This is a genomic window from Phytoamicus setariae (assembly GCF_016722925.1).
Classification (GTDB): domain Bacteria; phylum Pseudomonadota; class Alphaproteobacteria; order Rhizobiales; family Rhizobiaceae; genus Rhizobium_E; species Rhizobium_E setariae.
The window spans coordinates 138,819-161,527 of sequence record NZ_JAEQNC010000007.1; the positions used below are offsets into that span (position 1 = coordinate 138,819).

Sequence of the window (22,709 nt, forward strand, 5' to 3'; positions counted from 1 at the left end):
CAGGATAAACTCTCATCTTGTAACAGAATAATTTTGGTTCATTCTGCCATCCATCAAAGGAGAGCATCATGCAGCCAGCCCACGACAAGAACGTCCAGAAACAATTCGGCCCCCGTGCCACCGCCTATGTGGAAAGCGCGGTCCATTCCCAGGGCGAGGATCTCGACGCGCTCGAAATCATTGTCGCGAAGGCGGCGCCCCACCACGCTATCGACTTGGGTTGCGGCGGCGGACATGTCGCCTACACGATGGCCCGCCATGCGCGACAGGTGACGGCGACTGACCTTTCCGGCGACATGCTGGCGGCGGTGACGACAACAGCCAGATCCAGAGGTTTGGAGAACATCGAGACGGTCGAGGCATCTGCCCTGAACCTGCCTTTCAACGACTCCACCTTCGACTTCCTCGGCTGTCGCTATTCAGCGCATCATTGGTTCGATGTCGAACAAGGGCTGCGCGAGGCACGTCGCGTCCTGAAAAAGGGCGCCCCTGCCATCTTCATCGACGTCTATTCGCCGGGCCGGCCGTTGCTGGACACCCACCTTCAGGCAATCGAGCTGCTGCGCGACACCTCGCATGTCCGCAACTATTCAGCGGCGGAATGGACCGACATGCTCGCCCATGCCGGCTTTACGATCGAAGCGACAAGAACCCGCCAGGTGCGAATGCATTTCGACACCTGGATCACCAGGATGGCGACCAAGCCCGTTTATGTCGCGGCTATCCGCGCACTACAGGATGCCGCCCCGGGGGAAGTGCGCGAGCATTTCGGCATCGAGGCCGACGGCTCTTTCATGCTCGACATGCTGATGGTCGAGGCGATCGCGGCATAATGCAGCGCGTTCGAGGACGCCCTAGCGGGCGTCCTCCCCGTCCGCATCGTCTCTGGAACCGTTGTCCGGCGTGTTGTCGCCATCGTCGTCGTAGTTGTCGTCAGTCCGGTCCAGCTCATCAGCCCGCGCTTCTGCGGCCTTGCGGCGGCGATCGATCTGCTGCCGGGCCAGCTTGTCGACCTCGGGCTGCGCTCCGTCGATCGTTGCCATTAAGCCTGTGGGCTGTTGATTGACGTGAATGTCGATATCCCGCTTCGGGAACGGCATTTCGATTCCTTCCTCGCGGAAGCGTTCGAGGATCGATATCCGGACATCGTTGCGCACGGGGCCGCCGCTCAGGATATCGGCGAGATAGAACCGCAATTCGAAATCGAGCGAGAATTCGCCGAAACGCAGAAAACTGACATTCGGCTCCGGCACGGTCAGGATCGTCGGCTGCGCCCTGGCAATTTCCAGAAGTATGTCCATCACCTTGCGCGGGTCGCTGTCATAGCCGACGGAAACGGCAACCTCGCTACGAGCCAGTGAATTGCGCAATGTCCAGTTTCCGACCGCGGCATTGATGAGCTGCGAATTCGGCACGATGATCGACTGGTTCTGGAACGTCTCGATTTCGGTCGCACGCACCGAAATACGCCGGACGAAGCCCTCTGTCGGTCCAGCCACCACCCAGTCGCCCACCTTGAACGGCCGCTCGGCAAGCAGGATCAGACCGGAGACGAAATTCTGCACTATGGTCTGCAGACCGAAACCGATACCCAGAGACAGAGCACCGGCCACCAGCGCCAGGCTCGAAAGATTGATACCCGCCGCAGAGATGCCGATGAGGCCGGCAATCGCGACACCGGCGTAACCGAGTGCGGTGTTGACGGAATTCCTGACACCAACATCGACTTGCGAACGAACCATGACGTTTCGGTCGAGCCAACGCTGGAACCATTTCGTGACAAAAAGGCCGGCCCCAAACAGCAACGCACCAACCAGAATCCCCAGCAGGGAGATCGTGATGTTGCCTATCTTGATCTCGGTAAACAGCCGGATGGAAATCGCCCAGACGTCCGCCCCCCTGAAGCCCCACTGCAGCATGATGGAAGGAATGCCGATCATCGCCACGAGTACGTAGACAGCCAGTCCGAGCACCAAACCCAATTGGTCGAGTTGGATTTCACTCAGCTTGAAACGTTCGCCCAGATACATCCCGATGGACGTCTTGCCGAAGACATGGGTCCTTGAAATCGCGTGCCCCGTGAGAAAGCCGATATACATCGTGATCAGAATCGCGCCGGAAATGACGATCTGCGTGGCGGCAAACTGTGCCAGGCCGATATAGCCGATCACCGACATGAGGATCAGTCCAATGCCCATCAGCATCAGGGTCATGCGGATGAACCGTGGCCAGGGCCGATCGGGTCCACCGTCCGGAGCCTTCATCGGATGGATGAAGGCCAGCACGAATACCAGCATGCCGATGACGACCGATGAAAAGAAGCCTCGCGCCACAGACAACACTATTGGCGAATCCAGCACCGCCGTCGCTTGGCCGACGAGGTACCCGATGCCATTGACGACAGCCATCAGCACCGTAAATGTGATCAACCTGCGAGCACCACGATCGGAAACATTGATCAGCCGCCATGCCGGCTTGCCAGGCGTGACGATCGATAGCGAAAGCCTGAAGACGAAGTACACACCCGCCAGGACCCAAAGGAAGGCATAGAATATCTGGGCGATATCCTCGCGCAGCACCTTGAAATAGTGCAGCAGAAACATGCACGTCACAGCAAAGGCGGCGACCGCAAGTGTCGGGACCAGGGTAGACCAGAAAGCCCGGGACAGCCTTGTTATGTAGGCGGGATTCTCGTCCCCGTTTTCCCTGCGAATAATGGGAGCAAATGCCCAGCGCACCAGGAACATGAAGAACGCTGCGGCAACAAACGAAAAAAACAGCGCCGCAAAGAACCCCGTTCGCTTGAAATTCCACATGAATTCGAGCGAAGAGCGGGTCTTGGACAGGAATTCCCCGCCTTCGTTGTGCGCCGCCTTGGCGGTCTCCTCCAGAATTTCCGGCGTAATCTCGGTGCGTCGAAGCAATGTCTCGGCGAACAGTTTCCGACGCTGCTCGGAAATTTGCGACGCCAGTTTCGCCGCCTCCTCGGTTAGGACCTCCGCATCAGACCTGATCGTGTTCATCTCGGTCTTTTCGCCCTGCAGGCGCTGGCGATCGCTCGTCAGATCAGGGTCTTCAGGGGCCTTGCCGTCAGCCGGCGGCGCACCGATTTCCTCCAGCCGTTTGGTGACGAGACTATAGCGGCTTTCAAGAGGCTCCATCGCCGATGTAATCTGCTTGGAGAGCTCATCCGAATTGATCTTGAGGTGCGCAAGCTGGGCGTCGTCTGTCGCCACATTCTCGGCCTTTTTCTTCAGTTGCTCGAGAGCAGCCGCAGCCTTCTGAAGTTCGCTCTTCACCTGCTCCTGAAGGGCTTCTACCGTCGCGGCGACTGCGCTCTTGGTGGCGTCCGCCTGCGCATGCGCCGTCGTGGCGACGAACGGAAGCGCCAGAAGAATTGCAAGGGCGCCGCAAACGGCAGCTGCCCTACACCGGACGATCAATCTGCGCACGTATCTTATCCTCAACGATATATTGCCGGCAAAACGAACCGTACATGAAAGAAAAGCCGATTTCCGGCAAGCGAAAAGTCCTTTAGTGACAAGTTGGGCGTATGTGGTCGATGAGATGGGCAAAACCATGATGACGGCAACTATTTGTGCCAGAAAGCGGCAATTCCTGTTTACCCTTGGGTTCTAGAATGCCTTTCAAACGATGAAAGGCCGCCCATGCTGAAGTGGAATCTGTCCACAAACCACAAGTCCTACACTCAGGAACGCTTCGATCTGCTGGTACTGCTCGAGGGGTCGACAAGTGCACCCTATGTCGATTCTGTCGGTGTGCCGACGATCGGCATTGGCTTTAACCTGCGGGCCAATTTGGAGCCGGTGCTGAAGGCAATGGTCGGCGCCAATCACTGGAACGGGACGCTGCAAAATCGGCTCGCCGCCGAAATCGACAAGAGCTACTCAAGCAGCCAGGACAGCTTGCTTGTGGCCAATCTCAACCGGATCATGGCCAACTGGCACAACAGTCGCGACAGCGCCGTTCCCGCGACATTCAGCTTCAAGAGCGATGCGCAGATCATCCGCGCGCTCGAGACAATGGACGACTATTACGACGGCCGGATAAACAGCTGGATCGCATCCATACCGGAATCGAATGAGCGCGCGGCACTGTTTTCTCTCTGCTGGAATGGTCCCGCGATGCTCGGACCGAAACTCAAAGCCGCCATTGATGGCGGCAATCGCGCTGAAGCCTGGTACGAAATCCGCTACAATTCGTTCTGGAGCAGCCTTCCCGAGGATGCCAAGCCGGGCATCGCCAACCGGCGTTATGTCGAGGCGGATATGTTCGGGCTTTACGACACGGCCGGAAAGGCCAGCTATGCCCAGGCGGTGCAGACCGGCCAAATGCTCGCCGCGCATCATGACAAGGTGCTCGGCTATGAAGCCAGCTACGACCCAGATTACGCGGCTGATATCAAGGGGGTGGAGACAATCGGCACGATACACGCCGAGCTGCAGCCCGCAATCAGGGCAGTGCTCGTGAAGTTCGGACTGCCGGCTGGCAGGCCTGTCGAGGAACTGCTGGCAGCAGGCAGCGGCATGACGACGGTCAAGGGCGATGGGACCGCGAATGACAACAGCCGGAACGATGATGACCTCATTCTCGGTTCCTCCGGCGCCGACGCGCTTATGGGCGGCGCTGGTCGCGATGTTGTCATCGGTCAGGGTGGCCGGGACGTCCTGACGGGCGACTCAGGCGCGGACTGGTTCGTATTCTCCAAAGCCAGCGACAGCCGCATGGGCGCGCAAGACCGGATTGCCGACTTCAGACCGGGCACCGACAAGATTGTACTTTCCAAACTGATGGACGGGCTGGCTCCGGATCTGCTGGACAAGGGCGAAGCATTCCACAGCATCGCCGGAGAAATCCGCTGGACCCAGACGCGCACAGAAACAAAAATCGAAATCGACATGAATGGTGACGGCGTGGCCGATTTGGGCATTACCCTCGATGGCCGGCTCACCTTGAGCGATCGCGATTTTCTCCTATAGTTCAGCGTCGCCAATCCGGGAGAAATCATGACCACCGCAGCAGACCTGATCGCCGCCCTCAAACTCGATCGCCATCCCGAAGGTGGCTGGTATGTCCAGACATTCAAGGATGAGGCTACGTTCAATGGCCGGGCACGCTCGACAGCGATTTTCTACCTGCTCGAAGCCGGAGAACGCTCTCACTGGCACAAGGTCGATGCGGTGGAGATCTGGCACCACTATGCTGGGGCGGCGCTCGAACTCAGCCTGTCAGCCGATGGCACCGAGGCCCGCAGCGTCACACTCGGTCCGGACATCCTGGCCGGCCAAACGCCACAGGCAATCGTGCGTGAGGGCGAATGGCAATGCGCAAGGAGCCTGGGAGACTGGACGCTGGTCGGCTGCACGGTCGCACCGGGCTTCGACTTTTCAGGCTTTGTCATGGCGCCCCCGGCCTGGAAGCCGGGGGCCTAATCCCTCAGGCATGCGCCTGTTTGGGGATGCGCGGCAGGAAGACGGTCAGCAGGCCCAGCAATGGGAGGTAGGAGCACAGCTGGTAGACGAAGTTGATGCCGTGCGTATCGGCAAAGGCTCCGAGGACCGCAGCCCCCAGCCCGCCTGCCCCAAAGGCAAAGCCGAAGAAGATGCCGGCAATCATGCCGACCCGCCCGGGCACCAGTTCCTGGGCAAAGACCACGATTGCCGAAAACGCCGAGGCGAAGATCAGACCGATCACGACGCTGAGAACACAGGTCCAGAACAGGTTGGCATAGGGCAGCATCAACGCGAACGGAATGACCCCGAGGATCGAGAACCAGATCACGAAACGCGCGCCGAAGCGGTCGCCAATCGGCCCGCCAAGGAAGGTGCCGACGGCCACCGACCCCAGGAACAGGAACAGCATCAACTGCGCATCGCGGACACCGAGCTGGAAGTTGTCGATGACGTAGAAGGTGAAATAGCTGGAGATGCTGGCCATGTAGACATTTTTCGTCGCTGTCAGCAGCACCAGGATCAGGAAGGCCATGGCGACCCGGTTCTGCGCCAGCGGCAGCTTGCGGCTGGGGGCAGCCTTGCCGGCGTTCTGAATCCGGTGATGCAGATACCAGCGGCCAACCCAGGTCAGGATTACCATCCCGACCATGGCAATCACAGCGAACCATGCGACGCTGCCCTGGCCGAATGGCAGCACGATGAAAGCTGCAAGCAAAGGCCCTAACGCCGAGCCGAAATTGCCGCCGACCTGAAACAGCGACTGTGCAAAGCCGTGACGGCCACCGGAAGCGAGCCGCGCCACGCGCGAGGATTCCGGATGGAAGACGGCCGAGCCGAAACCGACCAGGCTGGAGGCGACCAGCAACATGGGATAGCTGTGCGCATTGCCCAGCAGGATAAGTCCGAAGAAGGTGCTCGCCATGCCGACAGGCAGCGAATAGGGCAAAGGCCAACGATCCGTGACCATGCCTATGACAGGCTGGAGAAGCGACGCGGTGATCTGGAAAGTCGCGGTCAACAGGCCAATCTGCACGAAATCCAGATTGTAGTTGGTCTTGAACAGCGGATAGAGCGACGCAAGCAGTGACTGCATGATGTCGTTCAACATGTGACAGAAGCTCACCGCGAACAGAATGGATAACGTCGTCTTCTCGAACCGGGCCGATGCACCGGGTATTGCCATCGTCATAGGAAATTCCTCCGGGCGCGGTCTTCTTCGCCACGCACTCGCAAGCTTTATAGAGCGATTGTGCGTGACCTTCTTTTGTGATTTGGTCCAAATCTTTCGCGACTGGGCCAAAATGAAGAAACTGCCGTCACAACTGCTTGAAGCTCTGCACGACACGCACATTCGCAACCTCGACTGGATCGAGCGTTCGAATGCCGATGTGCTCGTTCACAGTTCCGAAGATCCTGGCGGCTATACCGTGCCGTTTCACCATCACCGGCGCGTCCAGCTGCTGTGCGTGTTTGCCGGGGTCGTGCTGGTAACGACCGAGAAAGGTCGATGGATGATACCGGCGGGTCACGCCCTGCTGATCCCCGCCTATCTCGCCCATTCGGTCGAAATGCTCAGCGAAGTCAGCATGAAATCGGTCTATATGTTTCCCAGGGCTGGAGACGCAGCCCTTCCAGCACCCGAAGTTCTCGAGGTGACGGAGCTCGCGCGCAGTCTCGTTCTCGAAGCCGTGCGGCTAAGCCAGGCGGAAGCCAACGGCCGTAAGGCCGATCTGGTTTTACAGCTGCTCCTCGAGGAGATCGCCACGCTCGAGGTAAGGCCACTCAGCCTGCCCTTCCCGGCCGACCGCAGGCTTGCTGAACTGTGCCTTGGCTATATGAACAATCCCTCGCCCAATGCCAGGCTGGACGATTGGGCGACCCGGCTCGCGATGAGCCGCCGCACCTTCACACGGTTCTTCCGAAAGGAAACCGGCATCAGCTTCGTTACCTGGCGCCAGCAGGCGAGCGTGTTCGCCTGTCTTCCGCGTCTTGCCGAAGGCGTTCCCGTCACACATGTCGCACTGGAAGCGGGCTATGAGAGCGTAGCGGCCTTCACCACCATGTTTCGTCGCATGCTCGGCAGATCGCCCCGCGGCTACATGGCCCAACGCAACGCCTTCGATCAGGATTGATCTGCCGCTCGGCAGATTTTTCGCGGCACAAATCGTTCTCCTTGGCGTTTCACCGTGGTAAAACGACCAAGAGGAGATATCCCATGATAGATGCTTCGCATATCCGAGAGCACGCGGAAGTCATCACCGCCGATGGCCAGCATATTGGAATGGTCGACCGTGTGGAAGGCAACCGCATCAAACTGACCAAGCACGACAGTTTACCGGGTCATGCAGACCACCACCATTTTATCGACCTCAGCCTGGTCGAGTCCGCGCACGGAAATCGCGTACGCCTGTCGATCAGCATCCACGACGCCCTCCGGCTCGTTCAGGAGCAGGATGGCGGCGCAGCGCAGGAGTAAGCTGACCTTGAACGGACAGGAAGTGTCAGAACGGCAGCTGCAGTGACTTTTCCTTCTCCATGTATCGTCGCTGGGTATCGGTAATGTAGTCCCTGACGATCGGCGCGGCATCGCGTGTTCGAGACAGTTGCATGTGAAAGACCAGCTGGCTGCCGGTCCGGAACATCATTTCGGCGCTGATCAGGTAAAATTCCCACATCCGCGCGAACCGCTCGTCATACATCCCTACGACCTTGTCGCGGTTGGCATCGAAGCGCTCACCCCAGTGCTTGAGCGTCGTTGCGTAATGCACGCGAAGGAACTCGAGATCGGTCACCCAAAGCTTGTTCTGCTCGACCACGTCAAACACTTCGGAAAGCGCCGGCGAATAGGCGCCGGGAAAAATATATTTCCTCAACCAGGCGCTCGCCATTCCGGGCGGGCTCATATGACCGATGGAATGGAGCACCATCACCCCATCGTCCGGCATCAGGGAATTCACCTTCTTGAAGAACTCGTCGTAGTGGTGGACGCCCACATGCTCGAACATGCCGACCGAAACGATCCGATCGAACGGACCGGTCACGTCGCGATAGTCCTTGAGCTCGAACTTGACCCGATCGGCCATACCCATCTTCTGCGCACGCTCAGAGGCGAGAGCCTGCTGCTCCTTCGAAAGAGTCACGCCCAGAACCTCGACATTTTCCAGCGCAGCGAGATAGAGCGCCAGATCTCCCCAGCCGCAGCCGATGTCCAGCACCTTCATGCCGGGCTTCAGGCCAAGCTTGCTGGCAAGAAGCCGGAGCTTGTTGCGTTGCGCATCCTCGAGCGTTTCTTCGGGCTCACGGAAATAGGCGCAGGAATAGAGCATGTTGCGATCGAGGAAGAGCTTGTAGAAATCGTTGCCCAGATCGTAGTGGTGGGCGACATTCTGTTGGGCCTGGCCCTTGCGGTTCGACTGCTGGCGCTTGCGAAACCGCATCCTGACGGCCCGAAGCATTTTCTGGATCGGATACGAGCCGAGCGACAGCCTGTTGATGGAGAACAGTTGCAGGAAATCACGCAGCGTCGAGCCTTCCTCAAACCGCATCGTGCCGTCCATGTAGGCCTCGCCCGCCGCCAATTCCGAGTTGAAAACCAGCGTTCTGTAAAGCTTCGGATCTGTCAGCCGCATCGTTACGGAAAGACCGGGTTCCCCCTGGAAAACATGACGCTTGCCGGAAGCGTCGATGACCGTCAGGCAGCCTTTGCGGATGAAGGCCTTCATCATGTGGGCGAGTGGAAACATGGGCACCTCAGAGGTTGAGCACGCAAGCATTGATATATCGATATGAGGGAAGTGGGAACCACCTCGTCAACTCCAAATTCATCAAGCTCGGAAACCGCGCGCGCCCGCAAAACCGCTCGCCTTTGTGTTCGTCGAGTGCGAGGATGAAATATGGTCAGCCGGGAGGAGATCCGATGACGCCAGAAATGATGGAAGCGAAGATCAACGCCTATCGTGGCGTGCTTATCGGCCTGCTCTCGGTGCTCGTGAAAGACGAAAGATACACTGCCCTGTTTGATGAACTGGAGGCTGATGGCATGTTCATGGACGGCGAAGAAGATCCCGGTATCGTGCCCAGCGAAGGATTTGCTGTCGATGCGGCAGCCGCCGCCGAAATCCGATCGCTGGTCGACACCGCCCGCGAGCGCGCGCGATTTCGTTAGTGCACGACGGCGCGAAAACAACCCCAACGGGCGACGTTCCGACCAAATGCCCGGCTGCGCTTACCGCTTGCAAAACAACACGATAGAGGCCATGATCGCCGGCAAATGGGTGCGATCAATTCGCAACGGCATGACCCATCTCCTGACGTTTGCATGAAGGAGAATGCGCATGAGCCCAGTCCAGAAGCAGCCGCCCGAAACTCCGCGCGAGGAGGACTACCGCGACTTCGAGGCTCGCGACATCGATGAAGGCTGGCCCTATTCCGATGACGATTCAAGCGCCAAAAAGCGCAACGCCGGCTATGGTCAAATGCCGTCCAACTTCGAAAGCGACGGCAATAGCGGCGTCGAGATCTTTTCCGGAACCTCCCCCGGCAGCAGGGGCGGCCCAACCGCCCGGCCGGAAAACACCCACCATTCGATTGAGGACGACGGCCTGGAGGAGCGCATCGCAGATCAGCTCGCGCTACAGAACCATGTCGACGTTAGCCAGGTTACCGTGATGGTGCATGGCGACATCGCCCACATTTCAGGTTTCGTGGAAACCGAGCACGAACGGCAGTATGTCGCCCGGCTGGTGATGGAAATGGATGGAATCCGCAGGACCGTCAACAACATCATGCTGATCGGCCTCGACGGAAATATCCCTTCCGACGCAACGAATTAGCAAGCGCCCGCAAAGCTGCGCCTGAAGTGCGGATTTCAATCGATCCCGGCGATCCTTGCCAGTCGCTCCATGTCGGAAACGATCACGTGCCGATTGTTTTCGACAATGATGACTTCCTCCTGCCTGAGCTTTGTCATCTGGCGGCTGACCGTTTCGATGGTCAGCCCGAGAAAATCGCCGATATCCTGACGGGACAGGGGCAGGTCGAATGCAACCGTTTCGTTGCATTCAGGATCGTAATGAGCGGCAATCAGATGCAGGAAGCTTGCGACCTTCTCGCGCGCCGTCTTGCGCCCCAGCGTCAGCATCCAGTCGCGCGCCTCGTCAAGCTCGAGAAGAGCCTGATGATAGAGCTTGTGCTCCAGATCGGGCGCAGTGGCCACCATCCGATCCAGTGCGCCCTTGGAGACAGCGCAGATTTCCGCGTCGGTCGCCGCCTCTGCGGTAAGCGTGCTCTCGCTGGCAAAAGGCCGCCCGATGAAATCCGGGGCAAATTGCAGGCCGACGATCTGCTGGCGTCCATCCTGCATCACCTTCGTCAGCTTGACGACACCCCTGAGCACATTGGCATAGGAGATGACGCGCTCGCCCTGCCCGTGCAATTCCGTGCCGGCGCCGATCTTCTTGCGCGTCGTGAAGCGGCTGAACTCCGCAAGCTGTTCTGCAGTCATTGCCCCGCAGATACCGCGATGGCGAGCATCGCAGGCGCGACAGATCGCTGGAACGCGGAGATCCTGACCATCGTTCAACCGCTTATCCATCACTGCCCTTCCACACACAAATTCAATATATGAATAGCCCTAATTTCATGACAATAAAACTACCGGGTTCAAATAAGGCGTGCATCGCGACAATTTATCCATCTTGGGCGTGCGACAACGTGTAGCGATTTGATCTCGATCAAGACCAAAGCGAACAACCAACGGAAATAGGTCGTCACGGAGAAACACGCGATGACCCAATTGATCGAGAAATACGCCGGCAATGTTCCGCGCTATACGTCCTATCCCACAGCCCCCCACTATCATGCCGGCATCGGCAACAACGAATACATAAGATGGCTGGGCGACCTGAACGAGACCGACCGGCTCTCGCTTTATCTGCACATCCCCTACTGCGATCGTCTCTGTTGGTTCTGTGCCTGCCACACCAAGCAGACCCGGCAATACGCCCCGGTTCGCGCCTACTTGGCCGCACTTGAGGCGGAAATCCGGACAGTTGGCCGTCATGTCAGCCGGTCTGCGAAGGTGACGGCGATTCATCTCGGGGGCGGCTCACCGACCTTGCTCGAAGCCGATGATGTGATTCAACTTCACAGAACTCTGGCCCAGAACTTTGATTTTGCCGACGAAGTCGAGATCAGCGTCGAAATGGACCCGAACGATATGGATGCCAGCCGCTATGACGCGCTGGCCGCAATCGGGATGAGCCGCGCCAGTCTCGGCGTGCAGGACTTCGATCCCAGGGTACAGCAGACGATCAACCGCATCCAGACATTCGAACAGACGAAGTCTGTGGTGGATGAGGTCCGGCTCCGAGGCGTGCGATCGGTCAACTGCGACATTGTCTACGGGCTGCCGCACCAAACCATGGACAGCCTGGTTCGGACTGTCGAGCACATCGTGTCGCTCGCGCCCGATCGCATCGCACTATTCGGTTATGCGCATGTGCCATGGATGAAAAAGCACCAGACGATGATCGATGACAGCACCCTGCCCGATGCAGCAATGCGTTTCGAGCTAATGACGGTTGCCTCGCGCATGCTTGTCGATACCGGCTATCTGGCAATCGGCATCGACCACTTTGCCCTGCCTGGCGACAGTCTCGCCATTGCCGCCAACAACGGTCATCTCAAGCGCAACTTTCAGGGCTATACCGACGATGAAGCGACAACGATCATCGGGCTCGGAGCATCCTCTATCGGCAGCTTCCGACAGGGTTACATCCAGAATATTCCCGCCACGGGCCAATACGAGAAGAAGGTCCTGTCTGGAGAACTGGCAGCTGTTCGGGGCATCGAGGTCGACGACACAGACCGGATGCGTCGATGGGTCATCGAGCGCATCATGTGCGACTTTTCCTTTTCATTCCGGGAACTTGGCCACGAATTCGGAATCGGCGCATCAACGATCCTGGCTGAGTGCCAGGCCCTGTGCACTGATGACCAGTTGATCAGCATCAAGGGCGACCGCTTCGAGATTGCGCCCGAAGCCCGCCCGTTCGCTCGCTCCATCGCCGCGAAGTTTGACGCCTACCTGGCGTCGGGCGCCGGCCGCCACTCAATGGCGGTCTGACGCCGCGGAATTGCTGGCAGCAGCCTCCTCGGTTGCTGCCAGCAACCTGACCAGATGTTCCTGCTCGAAGGCGATGTGCCGCCTCAGCGCCTCGAAGAACCCGCGCAGCATGTAGCCGGTCGCTTCCATATTGACGTCGGTCCCGCCCGCACCGAGATAAAGCAGCCTTTCGGCAATCTCCTCCGCATAGCATTCATCGGCGAAATGCTCGAATTTCAGCCGCTCCACCGTTGCTGAAAATTCAACCGGTCGATCAGGCAGCGCCTCCAGCTGGGAAAACAGAACCGTCTCTTCCATCTTGTGGGCCTCTCGCATCAGCGATGCCATGCATTTGGCTGTGACGATGCACATCTGGCGATCGATGTTGGCAGGCAGCGAATCGGCGATTTCCTCCAGGGCGTCGCACATCTTGAGTTGCAGCCCATGGGCATCGCGCCACCAGGTCGACGATGAATTTTCCGGCTTCGACAGCCGGTCGATCTTATTCAGGGCATGCGCATCCATGGGCCGTTCCTCGGTCGGATCATTTCTCCCTATGTTTTGCAATAAAGGAGGACGCGCGTTGATCTGGATCAAGGCCGACTGCACCCCGTCTTGGGATTGCTGCATCACCGGAAGACGATGCCCGCGAACCGGCGGTTGCGCGAGGTATTGTCCCGGCAGACAAACATTGACGTTGGGGGATGCCAACAATGGATAACACGCTCAAGACCGGTGGGCTGGCTGTGGGGACATTCCTCGCGCTGCTGGCAGCCGGCTTCGCCCAGGACAGCCTTTTCAGGGCCCACATGGGTATCGCTTTCCTCTGCCTCGCGATCGGCACGATCCTGATGCTGCGCCGGGTGGATTTCTCCGCAAGCGCGACAAAAAAGGAAGAGTCCAAATCCGGCTACATGGATGAGGTCGTTCGTTACGGCGTGATCGCCACGACATTCTGGGGAATTGTCGGCTTTCTCGTCGGCGTGGTCGCCGCGCTGCAGCTTGCATTTCCCGATCTCAATATCGAACCGTGGCTGAACTTCGGGCGTCTGCGCCCGCTGCACACGTCTGCGGTCATTTTTGCCTTCGGCGGCAACGCCCTGATCGCCACATCCTTCTATGTGGTACAGCGCACCAACCGGGTGCGGCTGTTCGGCGGCGACCTTGCCTGGTTCGTCTTCTGGGGCTACCAGCTGTTCATCATCATGGCGGCGACCGGCTATCTGCTGGGCATTACCCAGAGCCGTGAATATGCCGAGCCGGAATGGTATGTCGACCTGTTCCTGACCATCGTCTGGGTCGCCTACCTCATCGTCTTTTTGGGCACGCTGATCACCCGCAAGGAACCACATATCTATGTGGCGAACTGGTTCTACCTCTCGTTCATCGTCACGATTGCGATGCTGCATGTGGTGAACAATCTTGCGGTGCCGGTATCGTTCCTGGGCGTGAAATCCTATTCGCTGTTTTCGGGCGTACAGGATGCTCTGACGCAATGGTGGTATGGGCATAATGCGGTGGGCTTCTTCCTGACCGCCGGCTTCCTGGGAATGATGTACTATTTCGTCCCCAAGCAGGCCAATCGCCCTGTCTATTCCTACCGCCTGTCGATCATCCACTTCTGGTCGCTGATCTTCATGTACATCTGGGCCGGTCCGCACCATCTGCACTACACGGCGCTGCCCGATTGGGCCCAGACGCTCGGCATGGTGTTCTCGGTGATGCTCTGGATGCCGTCCTGGGGTGGCATGATCAACGGTCTGATGACGCTTTCCGGCGCCTGGGACAAGGTCCGCACCGATCCGATCATCCGCATGATGGTCATGGCGATCGCCTTCTATGGCATGTCGACGTTCGAAGGCCCGATGATGTCGATCAAGACGGTCAATTCGCTCAGCCACTATACGGAATGGACCATCGGTCACGTACATTCCGGTGCACTCGGCTGGAACGGCCTGATCACATTCGGCGCACTCTACTATCTCGTGCCAAAGCTGTGGAACCGCGAACGCCTCTACAGCATCCGCATGATCAACTGGCACTTCTGGCTGGCAACGATCGCCATCGTCATCTACGCGGCTGCTTTCTGGGTTGCCGGGATCACGCAGGGCCTGATGTGGCGCGAATACAATAGTCAGGGCTTCCTGGTCTATTCCTTCGCCGAATCCGTCGCCGCGATGTTCCCCTACTACGTGCTTCGCATTCTGGCTGGGGTCCTCTTCCTCGGTGGGGCACTGCTGATGGCCTACAACATTCTGATGACGATCTACGGTTACCAGCGCGATGAGGCGCCCCTCACGGGCGCTGCTCCCGCTGCCGTGCCGGCCGAATAAGGAGGCGGACCATGTCCATACTCGATAAACACGTAGTTTTCGAACGCAATGCGACGCTTCTGCTGGTCGGCTCCCTTCTGGTGGTCACCATCGGCGGCATCGTGGAAATCGCACCCCTCTTCTACCTTCAGAACACCATCGAGAAGGTGGAAGGGATGCGCCCATACTCGCCTCTGGAGCTGGAGGGTCGCAACATCTACATCCGCGAAGGCTGTTATGTCTGCCATAGCCAGATGATCCGTCCGTTCCGAGACGAGGTCGAACGCTACGGCCACTACTCGCTTGCGGCGGAATCGATGTACGACCATCCGTTCCAGTGGGGTTCCAAGCGCACGGGGCCAGATCTGGCACGCGTCGGCGGCCGTTACTCGAATGAGTGGCATGTGCAGCATCTGGTCGAGCCACGCGATGTCGTGCCTGAATCCATCATGCCAAGCTACTCGTTCCTGAAGAACACGGAGCTTGATCTGTCGACCTTCAACGTCGCCGGCAACCTCAAAGCCAACAAGGCAGTGGGCGTACCCTACACCGACGACATGCTGGCCAACGCAGAAGCCGACTTCAAGGCGCAGGCCGATCCGAATGCCGACACGGCAGGCCTGCTCGCGCGCTATCCCAAGGCCAAGGTGGGCGACTTCGACGGCAACCCGAAGAAGTTGACGGAGATGGATGCGCTGGTCGCCTATCTGCAGATGCTCGGCAGTTTGGTCGACTTCTCGACCTACAATGACGCATCCGGTTACCGGTAAGGAGGGCGCGATGAGCACATACGAAACCATGCGCCATTTCGCCGACAGTTGGGGAATGCTGGCCATGCTGATCTTCTTTGCAGGCTGCGTCGCCTTCATGTTCGTGCCGGGTGCGAAGAAACGGGCCGATGAGGCTGCACAGATCCCGTTCAGGGAGGACTGAAAATGTCAGAAAAACAAATCGATGAACTCTCTGGGGTGGAAACCACCGGTCATGAATGGGACGGCATCAAGGAACTCAACAATCCGATGCCGCGCTGGTGGCTGTGGACGCTTTATGCGACGATCGTCTGGTCGATAGGCTACACGATCGCCTACCCGGCGTGGCCGCTGGTCAGCGAAGCAACCAAAGGCATGCTCGGCTTCACCAGCCGCCAAGAACTGAAAACCGACATGCAGGCGGCAATCGACGCACAGAAGGTTTATGTCGACAAGATCGCCGCCATGCCGGTCAGCGACGTCGCCAAGGACCCGCAACTTGCCGAATTCGCCGTGAACGGTGGTGAGGCGGCTTTCAAAGTCAATTGCAGCACCTGTCACGGCACAGGCGCTGCTGGCATGGCGGGGTATCCCAACCTCAACGACAACGAATGGCTTTGGGGCGGTAGCATCGACGATATCTACAAGACGATCGTCCATGGGATTCGCAGCGACGATCCGGATACCCGGTTCTCGGAAATGCCTGCTTTCGCCGACATTCTCGACCCGGCCCAGACCAGGCAGGTTGCGGCCTATGTCGTGAGCCTTACCGGAACGCCCGCGGATGCGAGCATGATCGAGCCCGGCAAGAAGATCTACGCGGACAATTGCGCCTCGTGCCACGGCGACAAGGCCGAAGGCAAACGCGAGTTCGGCGCGCCCAGCCTGGCCGACGCCATCTGGCTCAAGGGCGAAGGCGAGGACGCCATCATCCGTCAGGTCAGCACACCGCGTCACGGCGTCATGCCAGCCTGGGGACATCGCCTTAACGATGCCACCATCAAGCAGCTAGCCGTCTACATTCACTCACTCGGCGGCGGCGAGTGAGTGCTCGACGAATTGATGAATTGAAGTGCCGGGCAGATAATGCCCGGCACTTCAGGCTGCTGACAAACCCCTGGCTTGGTCAACAGCCCCCCTAAGTGCGCGTACGACGCCGCCAGACTATCGAGAAGATCGCCATCGTCATGGCAGCAAGGCCATCACCAAGGGCCCCCTAGGCGGCTTCCCCTGAGCACCAGCATAAAAACTCACACAAAACACCCATCATCCAAAAACGTAAAACCCCGCCTAAAAAATGACGGAGTTTGCCAGCAGTCAGAAGTGCCGGACAGATAGTGCCCGGCATTTTTTTGCTTGTTGGAAAGCTGTGACGCAAAACTCAGCAGTCAAATGTCGGCCTACCCGACGCTGGGCCTATGGGTCAAACGCCTGCGCTGCAGGGCTTTCCGACTTGATTGTGCTGACGCCTCCCATTAAAGGGAGGATCGAAATATACAGATGGTATTCTGGTCACAGACCATGACGAGCGAGGTGAATGGCATGGCATTGCCTAACTTTATTTGCATTGGCGCCCAGAAAGCGGGGACGAGCTGGCTCTACCAGATGCTCATTCAACACCCCGATCTCTGGCTACCCCCCCTGAAAGAACTACATTTTTTTGATCGAAACGCGGCAAGCGAAAGTTCGAAAGAGGTGGTCCGCAAGTTGGTAGCCAAGGCCAAGCGCAAGTACCTTTCCAGAGCTGACCAAAGTTTTGATCAAGCAAAGCCATATTGGACCTATCTTGATTCTATCGCCGCCGAAGACATGCTAACGGAGACCTGGTACAAAAGAATTTTTGATTACCCCGGAGCATCGTCGAAAATTACAGGTGAGATTACGCCTGCTTATCTAGACATGAGGAAAAAGAAGTTAGCCTACGCAATGGACTTTCTTCCAAAGGAGACGAAGTTTATTGCGATTGTTAGAGAACCGCTCGCCAGAGCGCTGTCTCAAATTCGGATGTGGGCCGAAACAAAGAAGGTCACTCCAGCAACTGAACAGGATTGGCAGGTCTTCATCGATCATCTGACGAAGGTGACGCGCGGGAACTATATGAAAAGCATTCCCATGTGGAACACCAAGGCCGGAAAGCACAGAATACTTTATCTGCCGTTCTCCGACGTTCGGGATCGCCCCCAGGAACTCCTGGGAGCCGTCGAGGATTTTATCGGCGCGTCGCACTACGACGGCTATAAAGAAATCGACGAACAGGTGCATACTACGAAAAAGATCGCAATTCCTGAGTGGGTGACCAAAAAGGTGGAAGCCGACATTCAGCCCCAGCGGCGGTTCCTGATTAATACGTTCGGCAATGAATTCTACGAAAAAACGAAATAGTACCGACGGCGCATGATCCAGGTAGCAAGCCCGCCAAGTCCAAGAACTGGAAATTTGACTTGGCGGGAGAGCCTGACGCCCTGATCAGATCGCTGCCAGCACCTTGTTGGCAATACCGTTAGGCGCCTCTTCAGCCATTTCGGCCATCACGCCCTTAATTAGTTCGAGGTCTGCGTCGTCACTCTTCTTCTTGTGTCGTTCGATAATCCTGACAGCTTTATCGAAGTCGTTTTGCTTGAGGGCCTGGAGAAGGTTGTTCGGCAACGCACCTGTTGCCGAAAGGGCCAGGAACCAAGCACGGTTCAACGACATTTGCAGAGTTGAATTCTTGCACCAAACGCTTTCAAACAACGTCATGACGAAGTCCAGTACCTCCTTCTTGACATGACGCCGGTCCTCCAGCCACACATTTTCAAACAGGTCCAAGACTATCTCATAAGAAGGCCAATAATAAGCAAACTCCTCTTCGCTGCGTTCGCGGAGAACTTCATCGAGTGCTGCGCGCAATATAGACTTCGAGACCGAATTCGCAGTCATGCACGAGTTCGGTCGAAACGTTGCCACGAGCGGAATTGGTGAAAGTGTGAATATTACCTTTGCATTTGGCTTGTATTTCTTTATTATATCTATAATTGCGCGAATATTATTCTTATTTTCTTCTACCGAGCTGACCCGAAATTTATGGCGTGACGCATCATATTTGCTTAACGGGACCGCGCGCCAGAAAACGCCTCCGGTAACTTCGTCATACCAAATTTCGGACAAACCAAGCGTAATTATAAAAAGGTCGGCAGAGTTGAAGAGATTGGCGGTTTCCTGCCTCACGTCTTCGCTGTATCCAAACTCCTGCGCATCATATCCGTGCCACAGCGCCTCCTCGAACCTCTTGCCTTCGAAGGCCCATTCGAACTGCTGACGAATTACGAAGGTGTTCACCATTCCTTCGCCAAAGCGCACCACGTAGGAGGAGGATTTGCTCTCCTCCCTATCGGTCAGCACGCTGTAATTTCGTTTGGCGAGCCAACGCGTTATATTGGAGGCGAAACAACTGCCAAAGGCGACCACTTTGGTCTCTTTCTTGATGAAAGCATCCTGCGGCTCCCAACCCTTGACGACAAATTTCAAAGCAGAATCAGCGCCGCGCAAATTGGCAAGCTTGGGATTGAAGTTGCTATTCTCGCCTCTGAACCACGTATGGCTTCCCGCCTGCTTATGGCCGTCAATTTCGAATTTGATCTGCTTCTCGCCCTGACCATCCATATCAAGTCGTACTAGCTTTTTTTGCATGATCCCATTCCCCATAGACCCTTGTAAGACGTCTATACCAGAGTGGTATTGGCTCAACAATTGCTAATACTTTTCATCCAAACAAGAAGTACTGCGTGTGTTCTGCCGAGCTAACCGCCTTCCGAAGCCTTCGCTTCATCTTGCATCAGACGCCAAAGCATCTCGAAGTCGCCCTGCTCGGCCTGTGGTCGGATTGAAAGAACTGAATTTGCAATTGCCTTTCGAAAGGCGCCTGTCACCTCCGCGGGAATATTGTAGTCGGGCTCGGCTTCGATCAAATCAGACCGAGGGTTGAAAAAGGCCGGATCAAACCCAAACTGCTCGGCAAGCTTGAAGTTCGAGTCCTGGAAATGCTCAAGAATAATCCTCCGCTCTGCCCGGGTCATCGGCATGGCGGGCTGCCCTCGCATATCGGCAGGAAGGGCTTCCCATGCTTTCAACAAGATCGCGTGAAGCGGATCCGTACGAAGCTTGGATGGTTCCGCCAGCGCATTCAATCGTGTCTGAAACTTGTACATCTCGGCAGATACACTGCTGTTCACGAAGTGACCGGGAAGGTCTTCGGCAAGGTGCGAATCGAGATCCGTTGCCAGAAGAAACTGCTTCAACACACCTTTGGATCGCTCGTAGAGGTGCGGCACGAATGTTGCCCTCGGGAACTTCTCATTCAGCAGCAAAGCCATCTGATGATAGTTCGCGTCCGGAGGGTATCGTCGAACCATTTCTTTTTTGGGAACGGCTTTGGCGCCATGCTTAACATTCTGAACCCTGATCGATGCCATATATTGGTCCTGGCGGCGTATCCAGGACAGAAACCTTACCTCATCGAACAGATCCAGCACCGGGCACATTTCATCGAGCATCTCGGGGCTGCGAGAAAAATTTAGACTAAAGAGCTCCGAGGAGATGAGGAACTTTTCGTGATGAGAGTTTTTCACGAACTGAGCAACGTCCTGCCAAAGCTGTCCCCAGCGCTCGGAATGTTTATAATTTGCAAGGGGATGATGCGCTAGCGGCGCATCGCCTGAAACGAGCTTCTGGCGCTCAAGGCCAACCGGCAGAAAAACAATGTTGCCGAATATGCCTTGACGCATGGTTTGCGTAACGAGCGACTGAATTGCGCTGCTGCCCGTCTTGCGCCATCCGATATGCATGTAAAGGGTCTTCACCGACGCTTCCCTCGATTGCTTCAACAGTTGAGTTCCGGCCCCTGCATTTTCGCCAGCTGGACGCCCTCATCTTGGGGATTAGCGCATAGGCGAACCCACCACAAGTGTAGCCACAAAGCCGCCAATCCACAGTCTTCGGCCCGAATGAAACTGCTACACCAGCGAATCCGTATACAAAGGCGTTCCAGCTTGAATTCAGCGTTTCTCTCCTGTAAAGCCGCTCCTCACGACCCTGCCAGGGGCATAGATTAAGAGCGAGCAGGACATGAGTGAAAACACAGCTCCAGTTGATGTAAGCGTGATCGTCAGGACCAAGGATAGACCGGTTCTGCTGGGGCGTGCGCTAAAATCTCTAGCGGCGCAAACGTCGCGAAAATTCGAGGTTATCATCATCAACGACGGCGGCGACGCCTCCGTTGTAGAGAACATCCTCGCAGGTGTTCGCCTGCCGGAATATCTGTTGACCAGCAATGACGAGAGCATCGGCCGAGCAAAAGCGTTCAACCAGGCGCTGCGCATGGCAAGGGGTGAGTTCGTCGCATGCCTGGATGACGATGACACATACGAACCCAAGTTCATTGAAAATATGGCCTACTGGCTTCAGCATGAGATTAGGCATGACCGATCGACTGCTGGCCTTATCTGCCGCTGTTTGGAGGTCTACGAGGAGCTTCAGGACTCGGGCGGGCGCAACTATCTCCATGAAAACACCGGCATAAAGCAGGTGAAAACCGAGGTCCTGCACGAGTACAACAGTGCCAACACCTACATTTCCCCCTACTTCTACTATGTTGGGAGAGAAAATTTCCTGCCGGTCCAGACTTTGTTTCGGCGGTCTGTCTTGATGGAATTTGGCGGTTTCTCCGAAAAGAACGATGTTCTCGAGGATCGCCCGGTTTATAACAAGATCCTTTCGACCCATAGGGTCGCCGTACATGATGAGGTTCTTGCTAACCATCACACCCGGGTGTCCAAGAATGGTGACGCGCATTCCAATTCGATGCACGACAACATGAGCTACAATTGGGGGCGCAAGTTCGCTGAGTTCTATACGAGCGGATATTACGACAAGCAGCAAGCCGAAACTTTTCAATTTGCCTTTGTAAGGGATGCGCTTCTCGACCTGAAATGGGATCTCACGAGCACCAAAATGCGGCGACAGGAATTCGATTCCCTGTGGCAAAACCTGTGGAGACTCATCCGTCGTAACAAGCTAACCAGTTTCGTCGTCTGGCTTGTTTTCGTATTGTCCATGATCACCTATTCTGCAATCGGTACCGCTCTCGTTCTGTATTTCAACTCCTGAACCCGCGGTAATCACTAAAATAGAACAACTGGAGCATGGAAATGGCGCGAGAGAATGTAGCCGATATCTTGTGTGTCGGCACACAGAAAGCCGGAACGAGCTGGTTGCATACGATGTGCAACATTCACCCCAAGACTTACTCGTTTCCAAATCGTCGTCCCATAACGAGCACGAACAAGGAAGCCCACTTCTTCGACTGGAATCCATACAAGGGTGTCGACTGGTATCGTGAACTGCTGACGCCAGGCGGCCCGGACAAGTTGAGCATGGACTTTACGCCGGAATATTCCCTGCTGACACGCGGACATATCAAGCTTTGCCGGAGCCTGAGCCCGTCTGCAAAAGTCTTCTATATCCTTCGCGATCCTGTTGCCCGGGCTGTAAGTGCACTGCGCATGCACTATCTCTGGCAGGAGTCGGCAGAAGACAGCGTCGTCGAGATTCTATTCGATGACAAGTTCCTGAAAATATTTCAGGAAGCAAGGATCATGAACTTTTCCGGCTACGTCGCAGCCGCTTCGCTATGGCGCGAGTTCTACCCGAATATGCATATTCTGAACTACGAGGACACACTGTCTGATCCCAAGAAGTTCATCCTCGACGTTTGGGGTAAGATCGGCCTTGAGTGGGCAGAACTTGATGACGAAAAGGAAGACCTCTTCGGAAAGAAACTCGTGACGAAAGTCTGGGAAACGAAGAAATATTTCGTCGCCCCTCAGGTTTATGACTATTTGAATACCGTTCTTCGTCCCCACAAGGAATATTCGGAACGGGAATTCGGCCTCAAGTTCGCAGAGCTTGGCTGACTGAAGCTCAGACGCCACTCCCATGGAAATGGAGGGTGGCGTCCGTATGATCTTGCTCGCTCGGTTTTCTCGAGCTGACGCAATTGCACGGGTGTAATAGCACCTCATAGACAATATCA

22 protein-coding genes are annotated in these 22,709 nt (G+C 56.7%); 15 read left to right on the forward strand and 7 right to left on the reverse strand.

Features of this window, described 5'->3' with window-relative positions; translation table 11 throughout:
- Positions 1-68: 68 nt before the first annotated feature.
- On the forward strand, positions 69-833 hold the full coding sequence (locus tag JJB09_RS14260) for a class I SAM-dependent methyltransferase (protein WP_201659251.1): 765 nt from the start codon (positions 69-71) through the stop codon (positions 831-833).
- A 21-nt stretch (positions 834-854) separates the two neighbouring features.
- Here JJB09_RS14260 and JJB09_RS14265 read toward each other — a convergent pair whose 3' ends face one another.
- Positions 855-3,452, reverse strand: coding sequence for a mechanosensitive ion channel domain-containing protein (locus tag JJB09_RS14265; protein ID WP_201659254.1), 2,598 nt, complete (start codon positions 3,450-3,452; stop codon positions 855-857).
- A 216-nt stretch (positions 3,453-3,668) separates the two neighbouring features.
- Between JJB09_RS14265 and JJB09_RS26515 the strand changes: the two genes are divergently transcribed.
- The gene (locus tag JJB09_RS26515; RefSeq protein WP_210341741.1) at positions 3,669-5,000 is read left to right on the forward strand and encodes a M10 family metallopeptidase C-terminal domain-containing protein; all 1,332 of its coding nucleotides are present in this window, start codon (positions 3,669-3,671) and stop codon (positions 4,998-5,000) included.
- A gap of 27 nt (positions 5,001-5,027) precedes the next feature.
- Positions 5,028-5,453, forward strand: a complete 426-nt coding sequence (locus tag JJB09_RS14275) for a cupin domain-containing protein (RefSeq protein ID WP_201659257.1) — start codon at positions 5,028-5,030, stop codon at positions 5,451-5,453.
- Positions 5,454-5,457: 4 nt separating this feature from the next.
- On the opposite strand, the gene JJB09_RS14280 is transcribed toward JJB09_RS14275, so the two are convergent.
- Positions 5,458-6,657 carry an MFS transporter gene (locus tag JJB09_RS14280; RefSeq protein WP_201659668.1) on the reverse strand — a complete coding sequence of 400 codons (1,200 nt, stop codon included), beginning with the start codon at positions 6,655-6,657 and terminating at the stop codon, positions 5,458-5,460.
- 118 nt (positions 6,658-6,775) lie between these two features.
- Between JJB09_RS14280 and JJB09_RS14285 the strand changes: the two genes are divergently transcribed.
- The gene (locus JJB09_RS14285) at positions 6,776-7,606 is read left to right on the forward strand and encodes an AraC family transcriptional regulator (protein ID WP_201659260.1); all 831 of its coding nucleotides are present in this window, start codon (positions 6,776-6,778) and stop codon (positions 7,604-7,606) included.
- A gap of 83 nt (positions 7,607-7,689) precedes the next feature.
- Positions 7,690-7,950 (forward strand): DUF2171 domain-containing protein, encoded by a 261-nt coding sequence (locus JJB09_RS14290; RefSeq protein ID WP_201659263.1) that lies wholly within the window; start codon positions 7,690-7,692, stop codon positions 7,948-7,950.
- Between the two features lie 25 nt (positions 7,951-7,975).
- On the opposite strand, the gene JJB09_RS14295 is transcribed toward JJB09_RS14290, so the two are convergent.
- Entirely contained in the window at positions 7,976-9,217 is a 1,242-nt protein-coding gene (locus tag JJB09_RS14295; protein WP_201659266.1) for an SAM-dependent methyltransferase, read from the reverse strand.
- A gap of 173 nt (positions 9,218-9,390) precedes the next feature.
- On the opposite strand from JJB09_RS14295, the gene JJB09_RS14300 reads away from it, so the two are divergent.
- Together JJB09_RS14300 and JJB09_RS14305 are read left to right on the forward strand one after the other, a co-directional pair.
- A complete protein-coding gene (locus tag JJB09_RS14300) occupies positions 9,391-9,639 on the forward strand; it encodes a hypothetical protein (protein ID WP_201659269.1) in 249 nt (82 codons plus the stop codon).
- Between the two features lie 169 nt (positions 9,640-9,808).
- On the forward strand, positions 9,809-10,306 hold the full coding sequence (locus tag JJB09_RS14305) for a BON domain-containing protein (RefSeq protein WP_201659272.1): 498 nt from the start codon (positions 9,809-9,811) through the stop codon (positions 10,304-10,306).
- 35 nt (positions 10,307-10,341) lie between these two features.
- On the opposite strand, the gene JJB09_RS14310 is transcribed toward JJB09_RS14305, so the two are convergent.
- On the reverse strand, positions 10,342-11,067 hold the full coding sequence (locus JJB09_RS14310) for a Crp/Fnr family transcriptional regulator (protein WP_201659275.1): 726 nt from the start codon (positions 11,065-11,067) through the stop codon (positions 10,342-10,344).
- Between the two features lie 192 nt (positions 11,068-11,259).
- Here JJB09_RS14310 and hemN point away from each other — a divergent pair, with 192 nt between their 5' ends.
- Complete coding sequence (hemN, locus tag JJB09_RS14315) at positions 11,260-12,600, forward strand: oxygen-independent coproporphyrinogen III oxidase (RefSeq protein ID WP_201659278.1); 1,341 nt, start codon at positions 11,260-11,262, stop codon at positions 12,598-12,600.
- Here hemN and JJB09_RS14320 read toward each other — a convergent pair.
- The gene (locus JJB09_RS14320; RefSeq protein ID WP_201659281.1) at positions 12,586-13,104 is read right to left on the reverse strand and encodes a hemerythrin domain-containing protein; all 519 of its coding nucleotides are present in this window, start codon (positions 13,102-13,104) and stop codon (positions 12,586-12,588) included. The two genes, hemN and JJB09_RS14320, sit on opposite strands and share 15 nt — an antisense overlap.
- A 188-nt stretch (positions 13,105-13,292) precedes the next feature.
- On the opposite strand from JJB09_RS14320, the gene ccoN reads away from it, so the two are divergent.
- The 5 genes from ccoN (at position 13,293) to JJB09_RS14345 (ending at position 18,022) form a co-directional block, all read left to right on the forward strand.
- Positions 13,293-14,912 carry a cytochrome-c oxidase, cbb3-type subunit I gene (gene ccoN, locus JJB09_RS14325; protein ID WP_201659284.1) on the forward strand — a complete coding sequence of 540 codons (1,620 nt, stop codon included), beginning with the start codon at positions 13,293-13,295 and terminating at the stop codon, positions 14,910-14,912.
- An 11-nt stretch (positions 14,913-14,923) separates the two neighbouring features.
- Positions 14,924-15,661 carry a cytochrome-c oxidase, cbb3-type subunit II gene (gene ccoO / locus JJB09_RS14330; RefSeq protein WP_201659287.1) on the forward strand — a complete coding sequence of 246 codons (738 nt, stop codon included), beginning with the start codon at positions 14,924-14,926 and terminating at the stop codon, positions 15,659-15,661.
- 10 nt (positions 15,662-15,671) lie between these two features.
- Positions 15,672-15,824, forward strand: a complete 153-nt coding sequence (locus JJB09_RS14335; protein WP_201659290.1) for a cbb3-type cytochrome c oxidase subunit 3 — start codon at positions 15,672-15,674, stop codon at positions 15,822-15,824.
- Positions 15,825-15,826: 2 nt separating this feature from the next.
- On the forward strand, positions 15,827-16,687 hold the full coding sequence (gene ccoP / locus JJB09_RS14340; protein ID WP_201659293.1) for a cytochrome-c oxidase, cbb3-type subunit III: 861 nt from the start codon (positions 15,827-15,829) through the stop codon (positions 16,685-16,687).
- A 474-nt stretch (positions 16,688-17,161) separates the two neighbouring features.
- Positions 17,162-18,022: a sulfotransferase gene (locus tag JJB09_RS14345; protein ID WP_201659296.1), complete on the forward strand. Its 861-nt coding sequence runs from the start codon at positions 17,162-17,164 to the stop codon at positions 18,020-18,022.
- A gap of 84 nt (positions 18,023-18,106) precedes the next feature.
- On the opposite strand, the gene JJB09_RS14350 is transcribed toward JJB09_RS14345, so the two are convergent.
- Both JJB09_RS14350 and JJB09_RS14355 read right to left on the reverse strand, forming a co-directional pair.
- On the reverse strand, positions 18,107-19,309 hold the full coding sequence (locus JJB09_RS14350; protein ID WP_201659299.1) for a GSCFA domain-containing protein: 1,203 nt from the start codon (positions 19,307-19,309) through the stop codon (positions 18,107-18,109).
- 110 nt (positions 19,310-19,419) lie between these two features.
- Positions 19,420-20,478, reverse strand: coding sequence for a hypothetical protein (locus JJB09_RS14355; protein ID WP_201659301.1), 1,059 nt, complete (start codon positions 20,476-20,478; stop codon positions 19,420-19,422).
- A 265-nt stretch (positions 20,479-20,743) separates the two neighbouring features.
- Here JJB09_RS14355 and JJB09_RS14360 point away from each other — a divergent pair, with 265 nt between their 5' ends.
- Both JJB09_RS14360 and JJB09_RS14365 read left to right on the forward strand, forming a co-directional pair.
- Complete coding sequence (locus tag JJB09_RS14360) at positions 20,744-21,784, forward strand: glycosyltransferase family 2 protein (protein WP_201659304.1); 1,041 nt, start codon at positions 20,744-20,746, stop codon at positions 21,782-21,784.
- 41 nt (positions 21,785-21,825) lie between these two features.
- Positions 21,826-22,590 (forward strand): sulfotransferase domain-containing protein, encoded by a 765-nt coding sequence (locus JJB09_RS14365; protein WP_201659306.1) that lies wholly within the window; start codon positions 21,826-21,828, stop codon positions 22,588-22,590.
- Positions 22,591-22,709: the final 119 nt, after the last annotated feature.

What these genes read in the sequence shown, in the direction of transcription:
- JJB09_RS14260 (WP_201659251.1), top strand. Translation starts at nt 69, where the DNA reads ATGCAGCCAGCCCACGACAAGAACGTCCAGAAACAATTCGGCCCCCGT.
- JJB09_RS26515 (WP_210341741.1), top strand. Translation starts at nt 3,669, where the DNA reads ATGCTGAAGTGGAATCTGTCCACAAACCACAAGTCCTACACTCAGGAA.
- JJB09_RS14275 (WP_201659257.1), top strand. Translation starts at nt 5,028, where the DNA reads ATGACCACCGCAGCAGACCTGATCGCCGCCCTCAAACTCGATCGCCAT.
- JJB09_RS14280 (WP_201659668.1), bottom strand. Translation starts at nt 6,657, where the DNA reads ATGGCAATACCCGGTGCATCGGCCCGGTTCGAGAAGACGACGTTATCC.
- JJB09_RS14285 (WP_201659260.1), top strand. Translation starts at nt 6,776, where the DNA reads ATGAAGAAACTGCCGTCACAACTGCTTGAAGCTCTGCACGACACGCAC.
- JJB09_RS14290 (WP_201659263.1), top strand. Translation starts at nt 7,690, where the DNA reads ATGATAGATGCTTCGCATATCCGAGAGCACGCGGAAGTCATCACCGCC.
- JJB09_RS14295 (WP_201659266.1), bottom strand. Translation starts at nt 9,217, where the DNA reads ATGTTTCCACTCGCCCACATGATGAAGGCCTTCATCCGCAAAGGCTGC.
- JJB09_RS14300 (WP_201659269.1), top strand. Translation starts at nt 9,391, where the DNA reads ATGACGCCAGAAATGATGGAAGCGAAGATCAACGCCTATCGTGGCGTG.
- JJB09_RS14305 (WP_201659272.1), top strand. Translation starts at nt 9,809, where the DNA reads ATGAGCCCAGTCCAGAAGCAGCCGCCCGAAACTCCGCGCGAGGAGGAC.
- JJB09_RS14310 (WP_201659275.1), bottom strand. Translation starts at nt 11,067, where the DNA reads ATGGATAAGCGGTTGAACGATGGTCAGGATCTCCGCGTTCCAGCGATC.
- hemN (WP_201659278.1), top strand. Translation starts at nt 11,260, where the DNA reads ATGACCCAATTGATCGAGAAATACGCCGGCAATGTTCCGCGCTATACG.
- JJB09_RS14320 (WP_201659281.1), bottom strand. Translation starts at nt 13,104, where the DNA reads ATGGATGCGCATGCCCTGAATAAGATCGACCGGCTGTCGAAGCCGGAA.
- ccoN (WP_201659284.1), top strand. Translation starts at nt 13,293, where the DNA reads ATGGATAACACGCTCAAGACCGGTGGGCTGGCTGTGGGGACATTCCTC.
- ccoO (WP_201659287.1), top strand. Translation starts at nt 14,924, where the DNA reads ATGTCCATACTCGATAAACACGTAGTTTTCGAACGCAATGCGACGCTT.
- JJB09_RS14335 (WP_201659290.1), top strand. Translation starts at nt 15,672, where the DNA reads ATGAGCACATACGAAACCATGCGCCATTTCGCCGACAGTTGGGGAATG.
- ccoP (WP_201659293.1), top strand. Translation starts at nt 15,827, where the DNA reads ATGTCAGAAAAACAAATCGATGAACTCTCTGGGGTGGAAACCACCGGT.
- JJB09_RS14345 (WP_201659296.1), top strand. Translation starts at nt 17,162, where the DNA reads ATGACGAGCGAGGTGAATGGCATGGCATTGCCTAACTTTATTTGCATT.
- JJB09_RS14350 (WP_201659299.1), bottom strand. Translation starts at nt 19,309, where the DNA reads ATGCAAAAAAAGCTAGTACGACTTGATATGGATGGTCAGGGCGAGAAG.
- JJB09_RS14360 (WP_201659304.1), top strand. Translation starts at nt 20,744, where the DNA reads ATGAGTGAAAACACAGCTCCAGTTGATGTAAGCGTGATCGTCAGGACC.
- JJB09_RS14365 (WP_201659306.1), top strand. Translation starts at nt 21,826, where the DNA reads ATGGCGCGAGAGAATGTAGCCGATATCTTGTGTGTCGGCACACAGAAA.